Consider the following 21,202-nt stretch of genomic DNA (forward strand, 5'->3'; position numbering starts at 1 on the left):
ATCCAGAGATAGGGCCAATCGCCTTCGAGGGGCCGGTTCAGAAACGCCTTCACCTTGCCGTCGATCTCTTCGCAGAGCCGCGAAACCTGGCTCTTGCTGATCCCCGACATGCCCATGGCCTTGACCAAATCATCAACGGACCGCGTCGAGATGCCTTGGACATAGGCCTCCTGGATCACCGCCGTCAGTGCTTTCTCCGCCATCCGCCGGGGTTCGAGGAAACCGGGGACGTAGCTCCCCTTCCGCAGCTTCGGAATCCGCAGCTCGACCGTTCCGGCGCGTGTCTCCCAGTCCCTGTCACGGTAACCATTGCGCTGCGCCCGTCGTTCCGGCGCCTTCTCTCCATAGGCCGCGCCCGTCACGGCGCCGACCTCCAGCTCCATCGGCCGCTCGGCGGCAAACCCGATCATCTCGCGCAGCAGATCGGCATCGGGGGTCTTCTCGACGAGGTCGCGCAGCTTCATCATGTCGGTGGTCATCGGTAGAATCTCCGGTCCAGGTTGGTGTCAGCAACCAGACCCTACCGGAACAACGCAGGTGACAACCTCAGCCAGAACCTACACCACGCCCAGGGACAGCATCCAGCCTAACATGAGCACCCGACCGGAACGGAACCGGGACAGATCCACATTGGCTTGCCGCAGTTCGCGGTTCTCGCGCTCCAGGGCCTTCAGCTTCGCGGCCATATCGGTCGAGACGCCGGCGCGCCAGCCGCTGTCGACCTCGGCCTTCTTGCCCCAGTCATTCAGCGTATTGGCCGAACAGTCGATCTTCGCCGCGATCGACACGATGGCCTGAAACCGCGATCCATGCTGACCCTCATTGTCGAGGACCAACCGCACAGCGCGTTCGCGCACTTCAGGGGAAAACTTGTTCGTGGTCTTGCTCATGATACTCTATCCTGTTCAGCAGTTGGAGCCTTCGGCACACCCGCATCAGTTCAAACAGGCCAATGCAAGCCCCCGACCTACCCGGAAGCAACCTGCCGGCATGAACCCTGGCCGATCTCGCGCAAATGGTGAGGATGGCAAGTCCGATGGCATCCGACCCCGAAATACCGTCGGACCTTCAGGTTCTGGGGCGGTCCGCAGTCCGCGGGCTCTCAGCGTCGGTCTCTGCCTTTGCAGGCGGTATTGATGATCTGCCTTCCGGCGATCAGCAGAATGTCATTTCCTCAAAGCCTGACGATGCGTAAGAGAACAGCATGGATATCGTTGTTATCACGACAATCATTGCGTCGCTGTTCCTGGTCATTGGTCTTTCCGAACCGCTGGCCATTCGCCTGCGTCTGCCCTTCAGCGTTGTGCTGGCGCTGATCGGGGTCATCATCGCCACCGGGGCAGGGTTCCTGCTCAGGACCGAGCTGACCGATGCCTTCAACCAGCAGGCGGCGGCAATCCTGATGCTGCCGATCCGCAGTAACGTCTTCCTGTATATCTTCCTGCCGACGCTGATCTTTCAGGCGGTGATCGAGATGAACCTGCGCCGCATGGCCGATGACTGGGTGCCGATCCTTGTCCTCGCTGTCGTTGCGGTGCTGATCGCCACCTTCTTCGTCGGCATGGCGCTGAGCTGGACCGGGGCCATGCCCTTCGCGGCGGCCTTCCTGATCGGCGCCATCGTCTCGACCACCGACCCCTCGGCCGTGGTCGCCATCTTCCGCTCGCTGGCGGCACCCCGACGGCTTGCACGGATCATCGAGGGCGAGAGCCTGTTGAACGACGCCGCCGCGATCGCGCTTTTCTCGCTGTTCATGGGGCTGGTGATGACCGGCGAGACCGACCCGACCATCGGCTCGGCGCTCTTGCGCCTGCCGGTGCTGATGCTGGGCGGCGCGCTGATCGGCTGGCTGGCGGCGCGGGTTGCCGCCGCGGTCATGGCCATGGTGGCCGAGCACGAACTGGCGGTCATCTCGCTGTCGATCGCCTTGCCCTATCTGGCCTTCATCGCCGCCGAACAAAGCGGCTATGCCTCGGGCGTGATCGCGGTGGTGGTCTCGGCCATGACGCTGAACTTCCTCGGGCCGGGCCGGATGTCGCCGGCGATCTGGGCCAATCTGCGGCAGATCTGGGCGGCGCTGGCGCATTGGGCCGGGGCGCTGATCTTCATCCTTGCCGCGCTGCTGATCCCGCGTTTGCTGGGCGACGCGCGGCTGAATGACCTGCTCCTGATCGGCGTGGTCATCGTTGCGGCCTTCGTGGCCCGCGCGGTGATCCTGTGGGGCGTGCTGCCGATCCTGACCCGGCTTAGGCTCTCGCCCGAGGTGCAGCGCCCCTATCGCGTGGCGATCCTGTGGGGTGGCCTCAGGGGCGCGGTAACGCTGGCGCTGGCGCTGGCCGTGACCGAGAATTTCCGCGTCGATCCCGACATCAAGCGGCAGGTCGGTATCCTCGCCACAGGCTTCACCCTCTTCACTCTCTTCGTTCAGGGGACCACCTTGCGGCGGGTCATCCGCCGGCTGGGGCTCAGCAAGCTGTCGCCCTTGGACAGCGCGCTGTCCAACCAGGTGGTTGCCGTCGCGCTGCAGCAGGTGCGCGAGGATATCGCCCAGACCGCCGAGGGCTTCCGCCTGACCCGCGAGACTGTGCGATCCGAGGCAAAACGATTTGCACAGCGTCTGGATGAGGCCGTGTCAAAGGCCGAGGAATCCGAGGCCATCCTGGACCGCGACCGGGTGACGCTTGGCCTGATCGCGCTGGCCGGGGCCGAGCGCGACCTGGTACTGAAGGCTTTCCGCGAGCGCGAGATCTCCGCCCGTATTCTGGAAACGGTGCTGGCCCAGGCCGATCGGGTGATGGAGGGCGCGCGCACCGGCGGGCGCTTGGGCTATGCCCGGGCCGCGCGCGATTGGTTGCGGCCGGGGATGCGCTTCCGCGTGGCGATGACGCTCCACAATCGCCTTGGCCTGTCGCGGGGGCTGGAGCGGATGACCGCGAACGGCTTCGAGGAACTGATCGCGCAGCGCCAGATCCTGTCGGAACTGCATGGATTCATCGACCGCCGCATTCGCCGCATCCATGGCCGCCGGGTCTCGGACCTGCTGCACGAGATGCTGGAACGTCGCATGGAAGAGGTCGAGCAGACGCTGGAGGGGTTGCGGCTGCAATTCCCCGAATTCGCCGAGGAGCTGGAACGCCGGCTGATCCGCCGCACCGCGCTGAGGCTGGAGGAACGCGAATACGAATCTTTCTACGAGGACGGGCTGATCGGGGATGAACTGCACCTGTCGCTCAATCAGGGTATCGCCAATCGCCGCGCCAGTTCCGAGGCCCGCCCGCATCTCGACCTTGCGGTGCAGAAGCTGGAACTGGTCCGTCGCCTGCCGGCCTTTGCCGGGCTGGATGATGCCACGCTGAAGCCGCTTTCGCGGGCGCTTCTGACCCGCTATGCCGCGCCGGGGCAGGTGATCCAGAGCAAGGATGCGCATGAGCGCGCGGTCTATTTCATCTCCTCGGGCGCGGTCGAGGCCGAGACGGCGGGCGTCCGCCATCGACTTGGCCGGGGCGAGATGTTCGGACAGATGTTCCTGTTGATGAAGAACCCGCTGCGGACCGAGGTGAAGGCCATCGTGCCCTCGACCCTGTTGAAGCTGGACGAGGAGCGCTTTCGCAAGCTGTTGAAGCGCAGCCCGGCCCTGCGTCAGGTCGTGCGCGACGCTGCGGTAAAGCGCGGCGTCGATCCCGACGCACTGGATGTGGCGCTCTGAGCCCCGGGCCTCAGAGCAGCTTCTCCATCGCCGGCTTCAGCCGCGCCAGCGTGCCTTCGACATCCTTCAGCTTGTCGAGGCCGAAAAGGCCAATCCGGAAGGTCGAGAAGCCATCGCCTTCTCCCACCTGCAGCGGCACGCCGGCGGCGATCTGCAACCCCTCGGCGGCGAATTTCTTGCCGGTCTTGATCTCGGGATCGTCGGTATAGCTGACCACCACGCCGGGCGCGCCGAACCCTTGTGCCGCCACCGAACGGATGCCCTTTTCGGCCAGCATCTCACGCACGCTGTCGCCCAGGTGCCATTGCGCCGCCCGTGCCGCCTCGAACCCCAGCGCCTCGGTCTCGGCCATGGCAGCGTGCAGCGCCACCAGCGAGTCGGTCGGCATGGTGGCGTGATAGGCGTGGCCGCCTTCCTCGTAAGCCTTCATGATCGCGCGCCATTTCTTCAGGTCGAGGGCAAAACTGTCGCTTTCGCTCTCGGCCAGCCGCCGCGCGCCCTCGGCCGAGAACATCACCAGCCCTGCGGCGGGCGTCGAGGACCAGCCCTTCTGCGGGGCCGAGATCAGCACATCGACGCCGGTTGCCGCCATGTCGACCCAGATCGCGCCCGAGGCGATGCAGTCGAGCACCATCAGCGCGCCGACCTCATGCGCCGCCGCCGCCATGGCGGTGATGTAATCGTCGGGCAGGATCAGCCCGGCCGAGGTTTCCACATGCGGCGCAAAGACCGCATCGGGCCGCGCCTCGCGGATGCGGGCCACCACCTCCTCGATGGGCGGGGGCGCATAGGCGGGCTTCGGCTCGTCGCCGGCAGGGCGGGCGTTGACCACGGTGGTTTCCCCGGCAAAGCCGCCTGCCTCGAAGATCTGCGTCCAGCGATAGCTGAACCAGCCATTGCGGACGATCAGCGCATGGCCGCCACGGGCGAATTGCCGGGCCACCGATTCCATCGCATAGGTGCCACCGCCCGGAACGATGGCCACGGCCTCGGCCTTGTAGACGCCTTTCAGCGTGTCGTTCAGCCCGCGCATGACGCGCTGGAACTTCTGCGACATGTGGTTCAGCGAACGGTCGGTGAAGACGACCGAGAATTCCTGCAATCCATCGGGGTCGATCTCGGGGCGCAGTCCGGGCATGGCGGGTCCTTTCCGTCAGGGTTGCGCGCAGGTTAGCGCGGCCCGGTCGGGCCGACCAGTCCGCCTTGCGGTGCAGAAGCGGGCTGGCTAGCGTGGCCCGCGACAAAGGGGGTGCCATGTTCGATCGCAGGGAATTGGAAGAGGCCGCCGCGCTGGTTCACGCGCAGGTGCCGGCAACGCCGACCCATCACTGGCCGCAGCTGTCGGCGCGGATCGGCGCGGAGGTCTGGGTCAAGCACGAGAACCACCTGCCCACCGGCGCCTTCAAGGTGCGGGGCGGCATCACCCTGATCGACTGGCTGCGGCGGACCCAGCCCGATTGTCCCGGTGTCATCACCGCCACGCGCGGCAATCACGGCCAGAGCCAGTCGCGCGCGGCGACGGCGGCGGGTCTGCGCGCTGTCATCTATGTGCCGCGGGGCAACTCGCCCGAGAAGAACGCCGCGATGCGGGCCTACGGGGCCGAGCTGCGCGAACATGGCGACGATTTCGACGAGGCGCGCTTGGCTGCCATGGCTGCCGCCGAGGCCGAGGGCCTGTTCCCGGTGCCGCCCTTCCACCTCGAACTGGTGCGGGGCGTCGCTACCTATGGTTTCGAGATGTTCAACGACGCCCCGCCGCTCGATGCGGTCTATGTGCCCATCGGATGCGGCTCGGGCATTTGCGGGGTGATCGCGGCCCGCGATGCGCTGGGGTTGGCAACCGAGGTGGTCGGCGTGGTGGCCGAAGGCGCGGCCGGGGCGAAGCTGTCGGTCGAGGCCGGGGAAGTGATCGAGACGCTGAGCGCCACCACCTTCGCCGATGGCATGGCGGTGCGGGTGCCGGTGGCCGAGGCGCTGGCGATCTATGGCAAGGGTGCGTCGCGGATCGTGGCGGTCAGCGATGCTCAGATCGCCGAAGCGGCGCGGGTGCTGTTCAGTGACACCCATAACATCGCCGAAGGGGCAGGGGCGGCGGCCTTGGCCGCGCTGATGGCGGAAGCCGACCGGCAAAAGGGAAAACGGGTGGCGGTGATCCTCTCGGGCGGGAATATCGACAGCGCCAAGGCGGCGCAGCTGCTGTCGGGCGAGACGCCGAGCCCATAAGCCGTTCCGTCACCCGCTGCGGCCCCCCTTGCGGCAAAGGGGGGGACGGGCATAGGTTACAGGAATTGTTCATCTGCAGGCCCAACCATGCGCATCGGCATTCTTCAATGCGGTCAGTCCCCGGACGTTCTGAAAGCCTCGCTCGGGGATTACCCCGACATGTTCGTGAAGCTGCTGGCCGATCGCGGCTTTGACTTCCGCACCTTCCATGTCGAGGAGATGCAGTTTCCCGCGACCATCCATGACGCCGATGGCTGGCTGCTGACCGGCTCGCGTCACGGCGCCTACGAGGATCACGCCTTCATCCCGCCGCTCGAGGATTTCATCCGCCGCGCCTATGCCGAGGGCGTGCCGATGGTCGGCGTCTGCTTTGGGCACCAGATCATCGCGCAGGCGCTTGGCGGCAAAGTCATCAAGAACCCCGATGGCTGGGCCGTGGGGGCGCAGGATTACGATTTCGAGGGCGAAAAGGTCACGCTGAACGCCTGGCATCAGGATCAGGTGGTCAGCCTGCCCGAAGGGGCCGAGATCGTCGGTCGCAATGCCTTCTGCGAGAATGCGGCGCTGGTCTATGGCGATCGCGCCTATACCGTGCAGGCCCATCCCGAATTCGACGATACCTTCATCCGTGGCCTGATCGAGCATCGCGCCAAGGGCAAGGTGGCGCAGGAGCTGCTGGACGCCGCCGAGGCGCGGATGGGGCAGCAGAATGACAATGCCGGGCTGGCCGACCGCATCGAGGCCTTCTTCAAGCAACCCCGCAGCGCCGCCCGCGGTGCTGCATGACGCCATGTCGCGCGACTCTCGCGGAAGCCCGGTCCGGTATCCCGGCCGGGCAAAACAGGTCGCCGGCTGACCCTGCCGGCGTCGCAAACGCGCTGACCGGCCCGCATCCCGCGCCGGCCCGCGCGCTCGAGGAAACATGACCCAACCCGAATGGATCGCGCGCATCCCGAACGCCGCGCAGGACTATATCAAGGACATCCGGCTGGACGAGGTGGAATGCATCGTCGCCGACATTGCCGGGGTCGCCCGGGGCAAGGCAATGCCGGCCTCGAAATTCGCCCGGCAGGACAAGTTCTTCCTGCCGAACTCGATCTTCCTGCAGACGATCACCGGCGAATGGGCCGATAACCCGACCGGCGCCTTCACCGAACCCGACATGATCCTGACGCCGGATTTCAGCACGGCGACCGCCGCGCCCTGGACGGCGGATTATACCGTGCAGGTGATCCATGACGTGTTCGACCAGGCCGGCAAGCCGGTGCCGGTCGCCCCGCGCAACGTGCTGAAGCGGGTGGTCAGCCTCTATGAGGAAAAGGGCTGGAAACCCATCGTCGCACCCGAGATGGAATTCTTTCTCGTCGCCCGCAACATCGACCCGAACCAGCCGATCATCCCGCCGATGGGACGCTCGGGCCGGCGGGCGGCGGCCAAGCAGGCCTATTCCATGTCGGCGGTGGACGAATATGGCAAGGTCATCGACGACATCTATGATTTCGCCGAAGCGCAGGGTTTCGAGATCGACGGCATCCTGCAGGAAGGCGGGGCCGGGCAGATCGAGATCAACCTGAACCACGGCGATCCGGTGGCGCTGGCCGACGAGATCTTCTATTTCAAGCGGCTGATCCGGGAGGCCGCGCTGCGCCATGACTGCTTTGCCACCTTCATGGCCAAACCCATCGAGGGCGAACCGGGCAGCGCCATGCATATCCATCACTCGGTGGTGGATCTGAAGACCGGCCAGAACATCTTCTCGGACGAGCGCGGCCGCGAGACGCCGGAATTCATGCATTTCATCGCCGGGATGCAGAAACACCTGCCCGCTGCGGTGGCGCTGCTGGCGCCCTATGTGAACAGCTATCGCCGCTATGTCCCCGACTTCGCCGCACCGATCAACCTGGAATGGGGCCGCGACAACCGCACCACCGGCCTGCGCGTGCCGATCTCGGGCCCCGAGGCGCGGCGGATCGAGAACCGGCTGGCGGGGATGGATTGCAACCCCTATCTCGGCATCGCCGCATCGCTGGCCTGCGGCTATCTGGGCCTGATCGAGGCCGAGAACCCGCGCGCCGAATGCCTGGGCGACGCCTATATGTCCGAGGACGAACTGCCGCTGACGCTTGGCGACGCGCTGGACATCATGGTCGACAGCGAACCGATGCGCGGCGTGTTGGGCGACGAATTCGTCTCGGTCTACGAGTCGGTGAAGCGCAACGAATACAAGGAATTCCTGCAGGTGATCTCGCCCTGGGAACGGGAACATCTGTTGCTTAATGTCTAGGGTTCTGGTGAAGACCGGGCATGAAAAAAGGGGGCGCAATGCGCCCCCTTTCCTGTCTGTCTGTCCGGCTCAGCCCTTGGCCGAATCCAGCTCTTCGCCCTCGTGCTCGACTTCGCGGGCCTTGGCATAGCTCTCGATCAGCAGCCGGTATTCGGGGAAGATCTGGGTATAGATCTCGGCCCATTTCTCGGCGTCGTCGCGGTGCCAGGTCTTCTGGATTTCCGAGGCGACGGCGGCCGTATCCATCGGCACCGCACCGGCCTGAACCACGCGGGCGAGCGTGATTTCCTCGGCCATCTTCGAATAGGTGCCCGAGGCGTCGATCACCACGAAGACCTTGTAACCCTCGGCGATGGCGCTGATGGCGGGGAAGGCCATGCAAACGCTGGTGATGGTGCCGGCGATGATCAGGGTCTTGCGGCCGGTGGCCTCGACTGCCTTCACGAAAGCCGGGTTGTCCCAGGCGTTGATCTCGCCACGACGGGCGACATAAACCGCATGGGGCGCGTTCTGGTGGATCTCGGGGATCAGCGGGCCGTTCGGGCCCTGCGGCACCGAGGCGGTGGTGATGACCGGGATATTCGCCAGCGTCGCGATCGAGGCCAGGGCCCCGGCATGGCGGCGCAGCGTCGTCATCGGCATGTCGTTCACGGTCTGGAACAGCCCGCTCTGGTGGTCGATCAGCAGCAGCACCGCATCATCGGGATTGATGACCGGCTTGGCGCCGTTGAAATTGGCAGGAGCACTCATGGCATTTCCTTTCAGTCGTTTTGGTTGGGGGCAGGGTCCTTTCGGGTCTTCTCTGCCGATGATCGAAAGATAGTTCGAAAATCAGAACGAACAATTGAAGATATGTTCGATAAAATGGAACGCTGGGGTTCCTACGGCTGGATTGACAGGTGCAATCTGCCAATGCCGGGGGCCTAGAGCTTTGCACCGGGCTCTGGCAGAAAGGCGAAACGGTCCGGGGAAGGGCCGGGCAAGCGGAGGCGGCCATGGACCTGCTTTATGTCAATGACCGGCGCGGGGAATACCCGGCGAGCCTCTATGCCGAGACCCGTGATCCTCTGGACCCGTTCCCGCAGCTGAAGGGTGAGACGCGGGCGGATGTGGCGGTGATCGGCGGCGGCTATACCGGCCTTTCGGCAGCGCTGCATCTGGTGCAGGCGGGTCTGGACGTGGCGCTGGTCGAGGCGCATCGCGTGGGCTTTGGCGCATCGGGCCGCAATGGCGGGCAATTGGGATCGGGCCAGCGGCAGGAGGTTGACTGGCTGGAGAAGAACCTCGGTCGCGATCAGGCGCGGCGGCTGTGGGATCTGGCCGAAGAGGCCAAGGCGCTGACGCGCGGTCTGGCCTGGGCGGCGGATGTGCCGGTGCATGACGGCGTGGCCCATGCCTGCCGCAGCGCCGACGAGGTCGCCCATGCCCGCAAGCTGGCCGAGCATCTGGCGCGGCATTACGACTATGACAAGGTGCAGCCGCTGAACCGCGACGCCTTCCGCGCGCTGGTGCCCTCATACGCCTATATCGGCGGCGATCTGGATCGCGGGGCAGGGCATCTGCACCCGCTGAACCTCGCCATCGGTATGGCGCGGCTGGCCCGCGATGCGGGGGCGCGCCTCTACGAGAACAGCCATGTCCATCAGGTCGAGCACGCGCGCGAGGCGACGGGCAAGACCATCGTGCGCTGCGATACCGGGCGGGTGATCTGCGATCAGGTCATCTATGCCGGCAATGGCTATCTTGGCCGGCTCAGTGCCCCGGTGGCACGCCGGGTCATGCCGATCAACAATTACATCGTTGCAACCGAGCCGCTGGGGGACCGCGCCGCCGAGGTGCTCGCCGAGAACATCGCCGTTGCCGACACCAAATTCGTGGTGAATTACTGGCGGCTCAGCGAGGACAGGCGGCTGATCTTTGGTGGCGGGGAATCGGTCGGCTATCGCTTTCCCAGGGACATCCGCGCCAAGGTGCGGCCGCATCTCTTGTCGGTCTATCCGGGTCTCAAGGATGTCGCCCTGACCCATGGCTGGGGCGGCACGCTGGCGATCACGATGAACCGGATGCCCTATTTCACCCGGCCGGCGCTGAACGCGCTGTCGGCCAGCGGTTATTCCGGCCATGGCGTGGCGCTGGCGACGCTGGCGGGCAAGCTGATGGCCGATGCCGTGGCTGGGCAGGCGGCGGGCTTTGATGCCATGTCCGCGGTGCCCAGCCACAACTTCCCCGGCGGCGCCATGCTGCGAAGCCCGCTGCTCGTGGCGGGGATGAGCTGGTATGCGTTGCGGGACCGTTTGGGATTCTGACCCACTCTGACCGGAAAGCGACCGGGTTCTGGGAATTTGCCCCACTGGACCCCGAAATCCGAATCACCGCCCTGTGATCTGGCGTGATTCTGCCAGTATTTTCCGTGTAGAGCCACGCTGGCGCACGACATCTGGATCTGGCTGGGATTTTGCGCCACTTTTTTCAGACCGATCAGTCTGCACTAAATGTAGTGTGTTTGCCACAAATGCGCGCAATAATTATGCTCGACAACGGCTGCCATCCGTAGTGTTCTTGCCTCGTTCGATGCGATCGAGGTGGTCATGACCCAAGACTACCCGCAAATTTCCATTGCGTCCCATATAATCCCATGTCACAACTAACTCACGAAGACGGGCAGTGAAGGGGCATCAAGACCCCGGAAGGCGAAGCAGGCTTCATACAGGCACCCGTTTTCCAATATCGCCGACCCGGCGCGCGAGCAGCACCTCCCCCAGGTGGCGCGCAAGGGAAAGGCCAACCCCGAAAATCGGGGCCCAGGAATGGGAACGAGGGCGGCGGATCGAGCAGTGGCAGCGGCTCGATCCGCCCTTTCTCTTTCGGGAGACCGGAAGAGCGGACGGTGAGGTAAGGAGCAGGCCCCGGTGGCGCGCAGGTTCAGAGGCTCGGAAGAGGTCAAGGTCGACGCGAAAGGCCGCGTTTCGATTCCGGCCAAGTTCCGTCGGGTCTTCGAGCAGTGCGATCCGGACTGGCAGGCCGGCGGTCGCCCGCAACTGGTCATCGTCTACGGCTCCAGCAAACAGACCCATTTGCAGCTTTATACCATCGAGGCGATCGAGGATATCGACCGCCAGATCGACCGGATGCCGCGCGGCAGCCCCGAGCGTGGGGTGCTGGAAGCGACGATGAACGGCTTTGCCGAAGAGGCCGAGATCGACAATGACGGGCGGCTGTTGCTGCCGCTGAAGCTGCGCGAGAAGATCGGCCTTGCCGACCGCGCCTTCTTCATCGCCTCGGGCGAATATCTGAAGCTGTGGACGCCCGAGACCTATGCCGAAGAGGCCGAGGCGCTCGAGGCGCGGATACCCGATTTCGAGCCCGGCGCCGATCCGCTGTCCCTGTTGCCGCCGCCGCTGGCGCGGGACGAGGGGTAAAGCCATGGCACAGCCGCATATCCCCGTCCTGCTGAAGCCGCTTCTCAGGGCGGTTGATCCCGTCTCGGGCCTCTGGGTCGATGGCACTTTCGGCGCGGGCGGTTACGCGCGCGGGCTGCTGGAGGCCGGTGCCGGTCAGGTCATCGGCATCGACCGAGACCCTTCGGTCTTTCGCATGGCCGAGGGCTGGAGGGGTGAGTATGGCGACCGGCTGCGACTGGTTGAGGGGACATTCTCGCAACTGGATGAACTGGCGGGCGAGCCGGTCGATGGCGTGGTGCTGGACCTTGGCGTCAGCTCGATGCAGCTCGATCAGGCCGAGCGCGGCTTTTCCTTCCTGCGCGATGGGCCGCTGGACATGCGCATGGGCGACAGCGGCCCGTCGGCCGCCGATCTGCTGAATAGCGCCGAGGAATGCCAGATCGCCGATGTGCTTTATCACTATGGCGAGGAACGCGCCGCGCGCCGCATCGCCCGCGCCATCGTCGCCGCCCGGCCACTGAGCCGCACCGCCGAACTGGCCGAGATCGTGGCGGGCTGCCTGCCGCGCGCCAAACCCGGCCAAAGCCATCCGGCGACCCGCAGCTTTCAGGCCATCCGCATCTGGGTAAATGACGAATTCGGCCAGCTTCTGGCCGGGCTCGAGGCCGCCGAGCGCGCACTTCGCGCCGGGGGCAAGCTCGCGGTGGTCAGCTTCCATTCGCTGGAAGACCGGATCGTGAAGCGTTTCATGCAGGCGCGCGCCAATGCGGCGGGGGGCGGCAGCCGCTATGCCCCGCAGGCCGAGACCGCGCCCGCCGCCTTCACGCTGCCCTTCCGCAAGGCCATCGGTCCCGATCCTGACGAACTGGACGGAAATCCCCGCGCGCGCTCGGCCCTGTTGCGCGTCGCCATCCGCACCGACGCGCCTGCCGGCCGCGCCGATGCGGCCACGCTTGGACTGCCAAGACTGCCGGCCATGGGGGGGGCGTGATGCGCTCGGTTATCTATTTGTCCTGTGTTCTGGCAGTGATGGGTCTGGCCTTCTGGGCCTACCGCGAAAACTACCGCACCCAGGCGGCCATCGACGAGATGCGGCAGGTCCAGCGCGAGATCGGCCAGATGCGCGAGGATCTTGGCGTCTTGCGCGCCGAATGGGCCTATCTGAACCGGCCCGAGCGGCTGCGCGATCTGGTGAACCTGAACTTCGACCGGCTGCGGCTGGTGCCGATCGAGGCCGGGCAATTCGTGCAGCTGGCCCAGATCGACTATCCCGCGCCGCCGCCGGTGCCGCCCAAGCGCCCGCAGGCCCGCCCGCAATTCATCAGTGACCGTGCCGCCGGGACCCTCGTCCCGGCCTCGAGCGAGGTTCAACCATGATCCGCACCCCCCTTCGTCCCCTTGCCCGCATCCTGCGCGCAAGAGAAACCGGCACCGATCCCGACGAGATCGAGGCCGAAAACCGCGCCCGCCGCCATTCCGAGATCCAGGACAAGGCCCGCCGTCGGGCCGAGGGGCGGCTGATCCTGACGGCCGCCGTGTTCCTCTGTGCCTTCGGCACGGTGGGCGCGCGCATGGGCAGCCTTGCCGCCAGCGAGCCAGTCGAGCCGCAGGCCCAGGCTTCGACCGCGCGGATCATGTCGCAGCGCGCCGATATCACCGACCGCAACGGCAGGGTGCTGGCGACGAACCTGCTGACCTATTCGCTCTATGCCCATCCCTATCAGCTGGTCGATGCCGAGAACACCATCACCCAGCTGACCCGGATCTTCCCCGATCTCGACCCGGCGCGGCTGCGCACGGACCTGACCGGCGATCGCAAATTCCTGTGGATCAAGAAAAAGATCAGCCCCGAGCAGATGCAGGAGGTGCATGACATCGGCGAGCCGGGGCTGCTTTTTGGTCCGCGCGAGATGCGGCTCTACCCGAATGGCCGTATCGCCAGCCATATCCTTGGCGGCTCAGCCTTTGGCAAGGAGGGCGTCAGCAGCGCCGAGGTTCTGGGCGTCGCCGGGGTCGAGAAGGCCTTTGACGGCTGGCTGCGCGATCCCGCGAACGAGGGCGCGCCGCTGGCCCTCTCCATCGACCTGACCGCACAGGCGGCGATGGAGGAGGTGCTGGCCTCGGGCATGAGCGTGATGAATGCCAAGGGTGCCGCCGGCATCCTGATGGAGGTCAAGACCGGCGAGATCGTCGCAATGGCGAGCCTGCCCGATTTCGACCCGAACGAGCGGCCGAAGCCGATGTTGAAGGGCGATCCCTCGGACAGTCCGCTCTTCAATCGGGCGGTGCAGGGCCAGTATGAACTGGGCTCGACCTTCAAGATATTCCCGGTGGCGCAGGCGATGGACCTGGGGCTGGTCAATCCGAACACGATGATCAATGCCTCCAGCCCCATGCGCATCGGCAAGTATCGCATCAACGATTTCCACAATTACGGCGGGCAACTTTCTGTTACCGACATCATCGTGAAATCCTCGAACGTCGGCACGGTGCGGATCGCCCAGCTTCTCGGCGCCGATCGGCAGAAGGATTTCCTCGAGAAGCTGGGCTTCTTCGAGCCGACGCCGATCGAGATGGTCGAGGCGCCGACCGGCAAGCCCCTGGTGCCGCCTCGCTGGCCAGCCGTCACCTCGGCTACTGTGGCTTTCGGTCACGGTCTGGCGGCGAGTCCGCTGCACCTTGCCGCCGCCTATGCCACCATCGCCAATGACGGCCGCCGCGTCACGCCCACGCTGGTCCATCGCCGCACACGCCCCGAGGGCGCGCAGGTATTGTCGCCGCGGGCCGCCGATCTGGCCATCTCGATGCTGCGTCAGGTGGTGACGCGCGGCACCGCCCGCGCCTCGGAAGTGCCGGGCTACGAAGTTGCCGGCAAGACCGGCACCGCCGACAAGCCGCGTCCGAGCGGCGGCTATTTCGAGAACAAGGTGGTCTCGACCTTCGCCTCGGTCTTCCCGGCGTCGAACCCTGAATATGTGCTTTTGGTGACGCTGGATGAGCCCTCGATCAGCAGCGGTGGCGGCGAGGCCCGCACCGCCGGCGCCACAGCCGCGCCGGTTGCGGCCGAGCTGGTTCGCCGTCTGGCGCCGCTGTTAGGTCTGGCGCCGATCACCGACGAAAAGCTGCCCGAGATTGCTGCGCGATTCGAGCCGCGTGTTGAACAGACCGCCCCTGCTGCAGTAAAGCTCGTCGCAAATAACTGACGGGTGGCAGGGACTGTGACGATTAGCGACAAGAAGCTCTCGGATCTGGGGCTGAGGGCAAGGGACGGGCGCGACCCGCAGATAACCGGCATTTCGCTGGACAGCCGGCAGGTGCGCCCCGGCCACCTCTTCGCCGCGCTGCCGGGTTCGGAACGCCACGGCGCCGACTTCATCCAATATGCGCTGCGCATGGATGCCGGCGCCGTGCTGACCGATCGCAAGGGCGCCGAGATCGCGGCCGACGTGCTGAAGGGCTGGTCGGGCGCGCTGATCATCGCCGAAGACCCGCGCGCCGCGCTGGCCGGTGCCGCCGCGTTGTGGTTCGAGACCCAGCCCGAACATGTCGTGGCGGTCACCGGCACCGCCGGCAAGACCTCGGTCGCCAGCTTCACCCGGCAGATCTGGCAGGCGCTTGGCTACAGCGCCATCTCGCTTGGCACGATGGGGGTGCAGGGCGATTATCAGGCGAAACTGGCCCATACCACGCCCGACCCGCTGACGCTGCACCGCATCCTCTCCGAAGCCGCCGAGGCCGGCGTGACCCATGCGGCGATGGAAGCCTCGTCCCACGGGCTCGACCAGCGGCGTCTGGACGGGGTGCGGGTGGAAGCCGCCGCCTTCACCAATTTCAGCCAGGACCACCTGGATTACCACAAGAATTTCGATGACTATTTCGCCGCCAAGGCATTGCTCTTCAATCATATTCTGGAAGAAGGCGCGAAGGCGGTCATCAATGTCGATGGCGAGCGTGGCAGGCAGATGGCCGACATCGCCCGGGATCGCGGCCTGACGCTGACCACTTATGGCAAGGCCGAGGGCGCCGATCTGCGCATCCTCGATCAGCGTTATGACGCCACCGGGCAGGACCTGCGCTTTTCGATCAACGCAAAACCCTATCTGGTGCGCCTGCCGCTGATCGGCGGGTTCCAGGCCGAGAATGTGCTGGCCGCGATGGGGCTGGTCATGGCTGCCGGCAATACGGCTGACGAGATCATCCCGGCGCTCTCGGGCCTGACCACGGTGCGCGGCCGGATGGAACTGGCGGCGCGGCGCGACAATGGCGCGACGGTGTTCGTGGACTACGCCCACAAGCCCGGCGCGGTGATCGCGGCGCTGCAATCGCTGCGCCCGCATGTCATGGGCCGGATCATCGTGGTGATCGGGGCCGGGGGCGACCGCGACAGCGGCAAGCGCCCGCTGATGGGCGAGGCGGCACGGCAGTTTGCCGATGTGGTCATCGTCACCGACGACAATCCCCGCACCGAGGACCCGGCGCTGATCCGCGCGGCGGTCATGGCGGGCGCGGGCCCCGAGGCGACCGAAGTTGCCGACCGGGCCGAGGCGATCCTGCGCGGTGTCGATGCGCTGCAGCCGGGTGATGCGCTGCTGATCGCGGGCAAGGGCCATGAAAGTGGCCAGATCATCGGGCAGGATGTCTATCCCTTCGACGATGCCGAACAGGCTTCGGTCGCCGTCGCGGCACTGGATGGCAAGATATGAGCCTCTGGACTTCAGCCGACGCCGCCGCCGCCACGGGTGGCCGCGCGCAGGGCGACTGGACCGCTTCGGGTGTCAGCATCGACACCCGCACGCTTCAAAAGGGCGATCTCTTCGTCGCACTGCAGGCCGAACGCGACGGGCATGATTTCGTCGCGCAGGCGCTGGAAAAGGGCGCCAGCGCCGCGCTGGTCAGTCGCATCCCCGAGGGTGTTGCGCCCACCGCGCCCCTCCTGATCGTGCCCGAAGTGCTGCCCGCGCTCGAGGCTCTGGGTCGCGCCGGTCGCGCCCGGACGCAGGGCAAGGTCATCGCCATCACCGGCTCGGTCGGCAAGACCTCGACCAAGGACATGGCCCGCACCGCGCTGGTCGGGCAGGGCCGCATCCATGCCGCTGAGGCCAGCTATAACAACCATTGGGGCGTGCCGCTGACGCTGGCACGAATGCCCGCCGCCACCGATTTCGCCATCATCGAGATCGGCATGAACCATCCGGGCGAGATCGCGCCCCTGGCCCGCATGGCGCGACCGCATGTGGCGATGATCACCACCATCGCGGCGGCGCATATGGAAGCCTTCGGCGCGCTGGAAGGTATCGCCCGCGAGAAGGGCGCGATCTTCGAGGGGCTGTTGCCGATGGGCACGGCGATCATCCCCGAAGACCTCAGCACCACACCGATCCTGCGCGATGCCGCCGATGCGGCCGGTGCGCTGGTCGTGGGTTTTGGCGCGCAGGGCGTTGCCAAGCCCCTGAAGATCATGCCGGGTGATGGCGTCTTGCGGCTTCACGCCAATATCACCGGCCAGATTGTCGAATTCACCCTGCAGACCACCGGCGCCCATTTCGCCATGAACGCCATCGGCGTGCTGGCCGCTTTGTCGGCGGCGGGGGCGGATGTGAAGCTGGCGGCGAAACGCCTTGGCGACTGGCTGCCGCCCAAGGGCCGCGGTGCGGTCGAGACATTGGGCGGCATCCGCCTGATCGATGACGCCTATAACGCCAACCCGACCTCGCTCGCCGCTGGCCTTGCGACGCTGGCCGGGCTGCAAGGCGGCCGCCGCGTGGCGATCCTTGGCGACATGCTGGAACTTGGTCCCGACGAGATGGTGCTGCACGCCGCAATGGCCGATGATCCGGCCATGGGCAGCATCGACTTGATCCACCTCGCCGGTCCCCGGATGCGCCACCTCTACGAGGCGCTGCCGCCTGAAAAGCGCGGCGAATGGGCGGAAAGCGCCGCCGATCTGGCCGCCCGGGCGACCGAGCTGGTGGCTGCCGGCGACATTGTGCTGGTCAAGGGCTCGAAAGGATCGAGGATCTCGACGGTCGTTGACGCGCTGCGCAAATCGGGGCAGACGCCTCAGCCGGTAACAAGGGGTTAGAAGATGTTGTATTGGCTCAGCAGCCTGTCCGAGGGCGGAGACCTCTTCAACCTGTTCCGCTATATCACATTCCGGGCAGGCGCGGCCTTCTTCACCGCGCTGATCTTCGGCTTCATCTTCGGGCGTCCGCTGATCAACTATCTGCGCCGCACGCAGAAGAAGGGCCAGCCGATCCGCGATGACGGTCCGGAAGGCCATTTTGTCAAGGCCGGCACGCCGACCATGGGCGGCCTCCTGATCCTCTCGGCGCTGTTCACCTCGACGCTCCTCTGGGCGCGGCTCGATACCGGCTATGTCTGGATGATCCTGATGGTCACGGCGGGTTATGCGGCGATCGGCTTCGCCGACGACTATGCCAAGGTCAGCAAGATGAACACCAAGGGCGTCTCGGGTCGCATCCGCATGGCACTGGGGCTGGCGCTCGCGTTCCTCGCCGCCGCATGGACCATGTATCTGCAGCCCGCTGACCTGACCGGGCAGCTGGCCTTGCCGGTGTTCAAGGACGCGCTGATCAACCTCGGCTGGTTCTTCATCCCCTTCGCCATGATCGTCATCGTCGGCGCCGCCAATGCGGTGAACCTGACCGACGGTCTCGACGGGCTGGCGATCATGCCGGTGATGATCGCGGCGGCGAGCCTTGGCGTCATCGCCTATACGGTGGGTCGGGTCGACTTCACCAATTACCTCGGTGTCCATCATGTTCCAGGCACCGGCGAGATCCTGATCTTCGTCGCCGCGCTGATCGGCGGCGGCCTTGGCTTCCTCTGGTACAACGCGCCCCCCGCCGCCGTCTTCATGGGCGATACCGGCAGCCTCGCCCTTGGCGGCGCGCTGGGTGCCATCGCGGTGGCCACCAAGCACGAGATCGTGCTGGCGATCATCGGCGGACTTTTCGTGGTCGAGGCGTTGTCGGTCATCATCCAGGTGCTCTACTTCAAGCGCACCGGCAAGCGGGTCTTCCTGATGGCCCCGATCCACCACCATTTCGAGAAGAAGGGCTGGGCCGAGCCGCAGATCGTCATCCGCTTCTGGATCATCGCCCTGATCCTCGCGCTGATCGGTCTGGCAACGCTGAAGCTGCGCTAGTGCGCTTGCCCACCGCCTTCATCTTGGCGCAAATATCCCGCAGGGGGACCGGGGGACGCGCAGTCCCCCGGCAACAGCAGGTGACAGAATGATTCCCGTCGAAGGCGTCGAAAACCAGACCATCGCCGTTCTTGGCCTTGGCCGCTCGGGCAAGGCCACCGCTGCCGCGCTGAAGGCCGGTGGCGCCCGCGTCATTGCCTGGGATGACGGGGTCGACACGCGCGAGGCTGCCGCCGCCGATGGCTGGGAGATCGTCGATCTGACCCGCGATGCAGGTTGGGACGGGGTGAGCGCCCTCATCACCAGCCCCGGCATCCCGCATCTCTATCCAAAGCCCCATCCGGTGATCGAGAAGGCCATGCGGCTCGGCGTGCCGGTCGACAATGACATCGGGTTGTTCTTCCGCAGTTTTGCAACTGACGAGTGGAACGAGTTCGACCGCATCCCCCGCGTCATCGCCGTCACCGGCTCGAATGGCAAATCGACCACCACGGCGCTGATCCACCATATCCTGATGGAATGCGGCCGCCCGACGCAGATGGGCGGCAATATCGGCACCGGCGTGTTGTCGCTGAACCCCGCCGAGGATGGCGAGGTCGTGGTGCTGGAGCTCTCGAGCTATCAGACCGATCTGGCCCGCGCGCTGACCCCCGATGTCGCCGTCTTCACCAATCTTTCGCCCGATCATCTGGACCGCCATTCGGGCCTGGGCGGCTATTTCGCCGCCAAGCGCCGGCTGTTTTCCGAGGGCGGGCCGGATCGCGCGGTTGTGGGCGTCGATGAGATCGAGGGGCTTTACCTCGCCGATCAGCTGTCCATGGCGCCGAGCGATGACCGGGTGATCCGCATCTCGTCCGAGACCAAGCTCGACGGTCCCGGCTGGTCGGTCTTTGCCAAGAAGGGCTTTCTGTCCGAATACCGCAAGGGGCGTCAGGCGGCCTCGATCGATCTGCGCGAGGTGAAGGGCCTGCCCGGTGCGCATAACCACCAGAACGCCTGCGCCGCCTATGCCGCCTGCCGCGCCGTGGGCCTTGCCCCGCGCGAGATCGAGGCGGCGTTTCACAGCTTCTTGGGTCTGCCGCATCGCAGCCAGACCGTCGCCGAGATCGGCGGCGTGCGTTACGTCAACGATTCCAAGGCCACGAATGTCGATGCCGCCGCCAAGGCGCTGCAGGCCTTCGACCGCATCCGCTGGATCGCCGGGGGCTTGGGGAAAGAGGGCGGCATCACCGCGCTGCAGCCCTTCCTCGGGCGGGTGACGAAAGCCTATCTCATCGGCCATTCCGCCCGCGATTTCGCTCTCGAGATCGGCCAGACGCCTTACGAGATCGCCGAGACGATGGAGCAGGCCGTGGCCCGCGCCGCCGCCGAGGCCGAACCGGGCGAGACGGTGCTGCTGGCCCCGGCAGCGGCGAGTTTCGACCAGTATCCCAATTTCGAGAAGCGCGGCGAGCATTTCGTGGCGTTGGTCGAGGGGCTGAAGCCGGCCGAGGGCTGAGCCTCCGCCGGCCCTCTGCCGCGCCTACGCCAAGAGCTTGTCCATATTGGCATAGGTCGCCTCCATGCCCTCGGTCATGCCGACCTCCAGCGCCTGATCGCGGGCCTCGGATGTGGCGAAGGTGATCACCATGCGCATCTCGGTGCCGCCCGGTGCCGGGCTCAGCCGGGTCTCGATCACGCTTTCCATATAGCCGTATTCCGGCCAGGCCTCGCGGTGGCGGATCAGCTCTGGCGCCTCCAGCAGGTCATAGGTGGCGATCATGTTCATGTCCTTGCCATCGGTGTCCCAGACAAAATGATGCGTGCCGCCGACGACGGCCTCGCCGGTCAGCGATTTCAGCGGGCCGAAATCGCTGGTCATCCATTTCCGCATCAGCGCGGTGTCGGTCAGCGCGTGCCAGACCTTCTCGGGCGGGGCGGCGAAATGGCGGGTAACGATCACGTCGCGCTCGCCTTCGGATCTTGCGATCAGCTTGGTCATGGATCTGTCCTTTCGGTTGCAGTCTCCGGTGAGGGGTCGGGCATCTCGGCCAGAACCCGGTCCAACGCCCGGAACCGCGCATCCAGCGCGGCGAAGAAGGGGCCGAACCAGTCGGCGGTCTCGGCAAATGCCTGCGCTCGAAGGCGGCGGGGCCGCGAGGTGCCGGCCACGCGCGTCTCGATCAGCCCGGCCTCTTCCAGCACCTTCAGATGGCGCGAAATCGCCGGCTGGCTGATGGCGAAGGGCCGGGCCAGTTCGGCGACCGTGGCCTCGCCCAGGGCCAGCCGCTCGATCAGGGCGCGGCGAGTCGGGTCGGCAAGGGCGGTCAGTCGGGCGTCGAGGTTTTGCATAATGAGAAAGTTATATAACGATTCGGTTATTTAATCAACCGGGCTGGCCCGGCCCACGGAAAGATGCGGAATTTCCCCAGTAGCGTGAC

17 protein-coding genes and 2 pseudogenes are annotated in these 21,202 nt (G+C 65.9%); 13 read left to right on the top strand and 6 right to left on the bottom strand.

Going from position 1 to position 21,202, the window contains the following annotated elements:
- Both Q1A36_RS14360 and Q1A36_RS14365 read right to left on the bottom strand, forming a co-directional pair.
- Positions 1 to 479 (bottom strand): transposase (locus Q1A36_RS14360; protein ID WP_299845426.1); only part of this gene is annotated, 479 nt, incomplete at its 3' end.
- A gap of 150 nt (positions 480 to 629) precedes the next feature.
- Positions 630 to 890: pseudogene (locus tag Q1A36_RS14365) on the bottom strand (transposase); the annotation flags it as partial.
- A 314-nt stretch (positions 891 to 1,204) separates the two neighbouring features.
- Between Q1A36_RS14365 and Q1A36_RS14370 the strand changes: the two are divergent.
- Positions 1,205 to 3,706, top strand: a complete 2,502-nt coding sequence (locus Q1A36_RS14370) for a cation:proton antiporter (RefSeq protein WP_299845429.1) — start codon at positions 1,205 to 1,207, stop codon at positions 3,704 to 3,706.
- Between the two features lie 10 nt (positions 3,707 to 3,716).
- On the opposite strand, the gene Q1A36_RS14375 is transcribed toward Q1A36_RS14370, so the two are convergent.
- Complete coding sequence (locus Q1A36_RS14375) at positions 3,717 to 4,844, bottom strand: aminotransferase class V-fold PLP-dependent enzyme (RefSeq protein ID WP_299845431.1); 1,128 nt, start codon at positions 4,842 to 4,844, stop codon at positions 3,717 to 3,719.
- 116 nt (positions 4,845 to 4,960) lie between these two features.
- Between Q1A36_RS14375 and Q1A36_RS14380 the strand changes: the two genes are divergently transcribed.
- The 3 genes from Q1A36_RS14380 to Q1A36_RS14390 all read left to right on the top strand — a co-directional run bounded on the left by Q1A36_RS14380 (position 4,961) and on the right by Q1A36_RS14390 (position 8,213).
- A complete protein-coding gene (locus tag Q1A36_RS14380) occupies positions 4,961 to 5,929 on the top strand; it encodes a threonine dehydratase (protein ID WP_299845434.1) in 969 nt (322 codons plus the stop codon).
- A gap of 87 nt (positions 5,930 to 6,016) precedes the next feature.
- A complete protein-coding gene (locus Q1A36_RS14385; protein ID WP_101752412.1) occupies positions 6,017 to 6,715 on the top strand; it encodes a type 1 glutamine amidotransferase in 699 nt (232 codons plus the stop codon).
- A 136-nt stretch (positions 6,716 to 6,851) separates the two neighbouring features.
- Positions 6,852 to 8,213 (top strand): glutamine synthetase family protein, encoded by a 1,362-nt coding sequence (locus Q1A36_RS14390; protein ID WP_299845439.1) that lies wholly within the window; start codon positions 6,852 to 6,854, stop codon positions 8,211 to 8,213.
- 69 nt (positions 8,214 to 8,282) lie between these two features.
- On the opposite strand, the gene Q1A36_RS14395 is transcribed toward Q1A36_RS14390, so the two are convergent.
- Positions 8,283 to 8,963, bottom strand: coding sequence for a hydrolase (locus tag Q1A36_RS14395; RefSeq protein WP_299845442.1), 681 nt, complete (start codon positions 8,961 to 8,963; stop codon positions 8,283 to 8,285).
- Positions 8,964 to 9,208: 245 nt separating this feature from the next.
- On the opposite strand from Q1A36_RS14395, the gene Q1A36_RS14400 reads away from it, so the two are divergent.
- The 9 genes and pseudogenes from Q1A36_RS14400 to murD form a co-directional block, all read left to right on the top strand.
- Positions 9,209 to 10,519 (top strand): FAD-binding oxidoreductase, encoded by a 1,311-nt coding sequence (locus Q1A36_RS14400; RefSeq protein WP_299845445.1) that lies wholly within the window; start codon positions 9,209 to 9,211, stop codon positions 10,517 to 10,519.
- A 603-nt stretch (positions 10,520 to 11,122) separates the two neighbouring features.
- A complete protein-coding gene (gene mraZ / locus Q1A36_RS14405; protein WP_299845448.1) occupies positions 11,123 to 11,632 on the top strand; it encodes a division/cell wall cluster transcriptional repressor MraZ in 510 nt (169 codons plus the stop codon).
- Between the two features lie 4 nt (positions 11,633 to 11,636).
- Entirely contained in the window at positions 11,637 to 12,605 is a 969-nt protein-coding gene (rsmH, locus tag Q1A36_RS14410) for a 16S rRNA (cytosine(1402)-N(4))-methyltransferase RsmH (protein ID WP_299845451.1), read from the top strand.
- Positions 12,605 to 12,991 (top strand): cell division protein FtsL, encoded by a 387-nt coding sequence (locus tag Q1A36_RS14415; RefSeq protein WP_299845454.1) that lies wholly within the window; start codon positions 12,605 to 12,607, stop codon positions 12,989 to 12,991. The genes rsmH and Q1A36_RS14415 overlap by 1 nt, the downstream gene beginning before the upstream one ends.
- Positions 12,988 to 14,817 (top strand): penicillin-binding protein 2, encoded by a 1,830-nt coding sequence (locus tag Q1A36_RS14420; RefSeq protein ID WP_299845456.1) that lies wholly within the window; start codon positions 12,988 to 12,990, stop codon positions 14,815 to 14,817. The genes Q1A36_RS14415 and Q1A36_RS14420 overlap by 4 nt, the downstream gene beginning before the upstream one ends.
- A gap of 21 nt (positions 14,818 to 14,838) precedes the next feature.
- Positions 14,839 to 16,317, top strand: coding sequence for a UDP-N-acetylmuramoyl-L-alanyl-D-glutamate--2,6-diaminopimelate ligase (locus tag Q1A36_RS14425; protein WP_299845740.1), 1,479 nt, complete (start codon positions 14,839 to 14,841; stop codon positions 16,315 to 16,317).
- Positions 16,314 to 17,696, top strand: a complete 1,383-nt coding sequence (murF, locus tag Q1A36_RS14430; RefSeq protein WP_299845459.1) for a UDP-N-acetylmuramoyl-tripeptide--D-alanyl-D-alanine ligase — start codon at positions 16,314 to 16,316, stop codon at positions 17,694 to 17,696. Before Q1A36_RS14425 ends, murF begins: the two co-directional genes overlap by 4 nt.
- Before the next feature lie 3 nt (positions 17,697 to 17,699).
- Positions 17,700 to 18,782 (top strand): phospho-N-acetylmuramoyl-pentapeptide-transferase, encoded by a 1,083-nt coding sequence (mraY, locus tag Q1A36_RS14435; RefSeq protein ID WP_299845461.1) that lies wholly within the window; start codon positions 17,700 to 17,702, stop codon positions 18,780 to 18,782.
- 28 nt (positions 18,783 to 18,810) lie between these two features.
- Positions 18,811 to 20,280, top strand: a pseudogene (murD, locus tag Q1A36_RS14440) (UDP-N-acetylmuramoyl-L-alanine--D-glutamate ligase); the annotation flags it as partial.
- Between the two features lie 24 nt (positions 20,281 to 20,304).
- On the opposite strand, the gene Q1A36_RS14445 reads toward murD, so the two are convergent.
- Both Q1A36_RS14445 and Q1A36_RS14450 read right to left on the bottom strand, forming a co-directional pair.
- On the bottom strand, positions 20,305 to 20,763 hold the full coding sequence (locus tag Q1A36_RS14445) for an SRPBCC domain-containing protein (protein WP_299845464.1): 459 nt from the start codon (positions 20,761 to 20,763) through the stop codon (positions 20,305 to 20,307).
- Positions 20,760 to 21,113, bottom strand: coding sequence for a metalloregulator ArsR/SmtB family transcription factor (locus tag Q1A36_RS14450; RefSeq protein WP_299845469.1), 354 nt, complete (start codon positions 21,111 to 21,113; stop codon positions 20,760 to 20,762). Before Q1A36_RS14450 ends, Q1A36_RS14445 begins: the two co-directional genes overlap by 4 nt.
- Between the last annotated feature and the right edge of the window lie 89 nt (positions 21,114 to 21,202).

It is taken from the genome of uncultured Paracoccus sp., from assembly GCF_947487305.1.
In the GTDB taxonomy this organism is placed as follows: domain Bacteria; phylum Pseudomonadota; class Alphaproteobacteria; order Rhodobacterales; family Rhodobacteraceae; genus Paracoccus.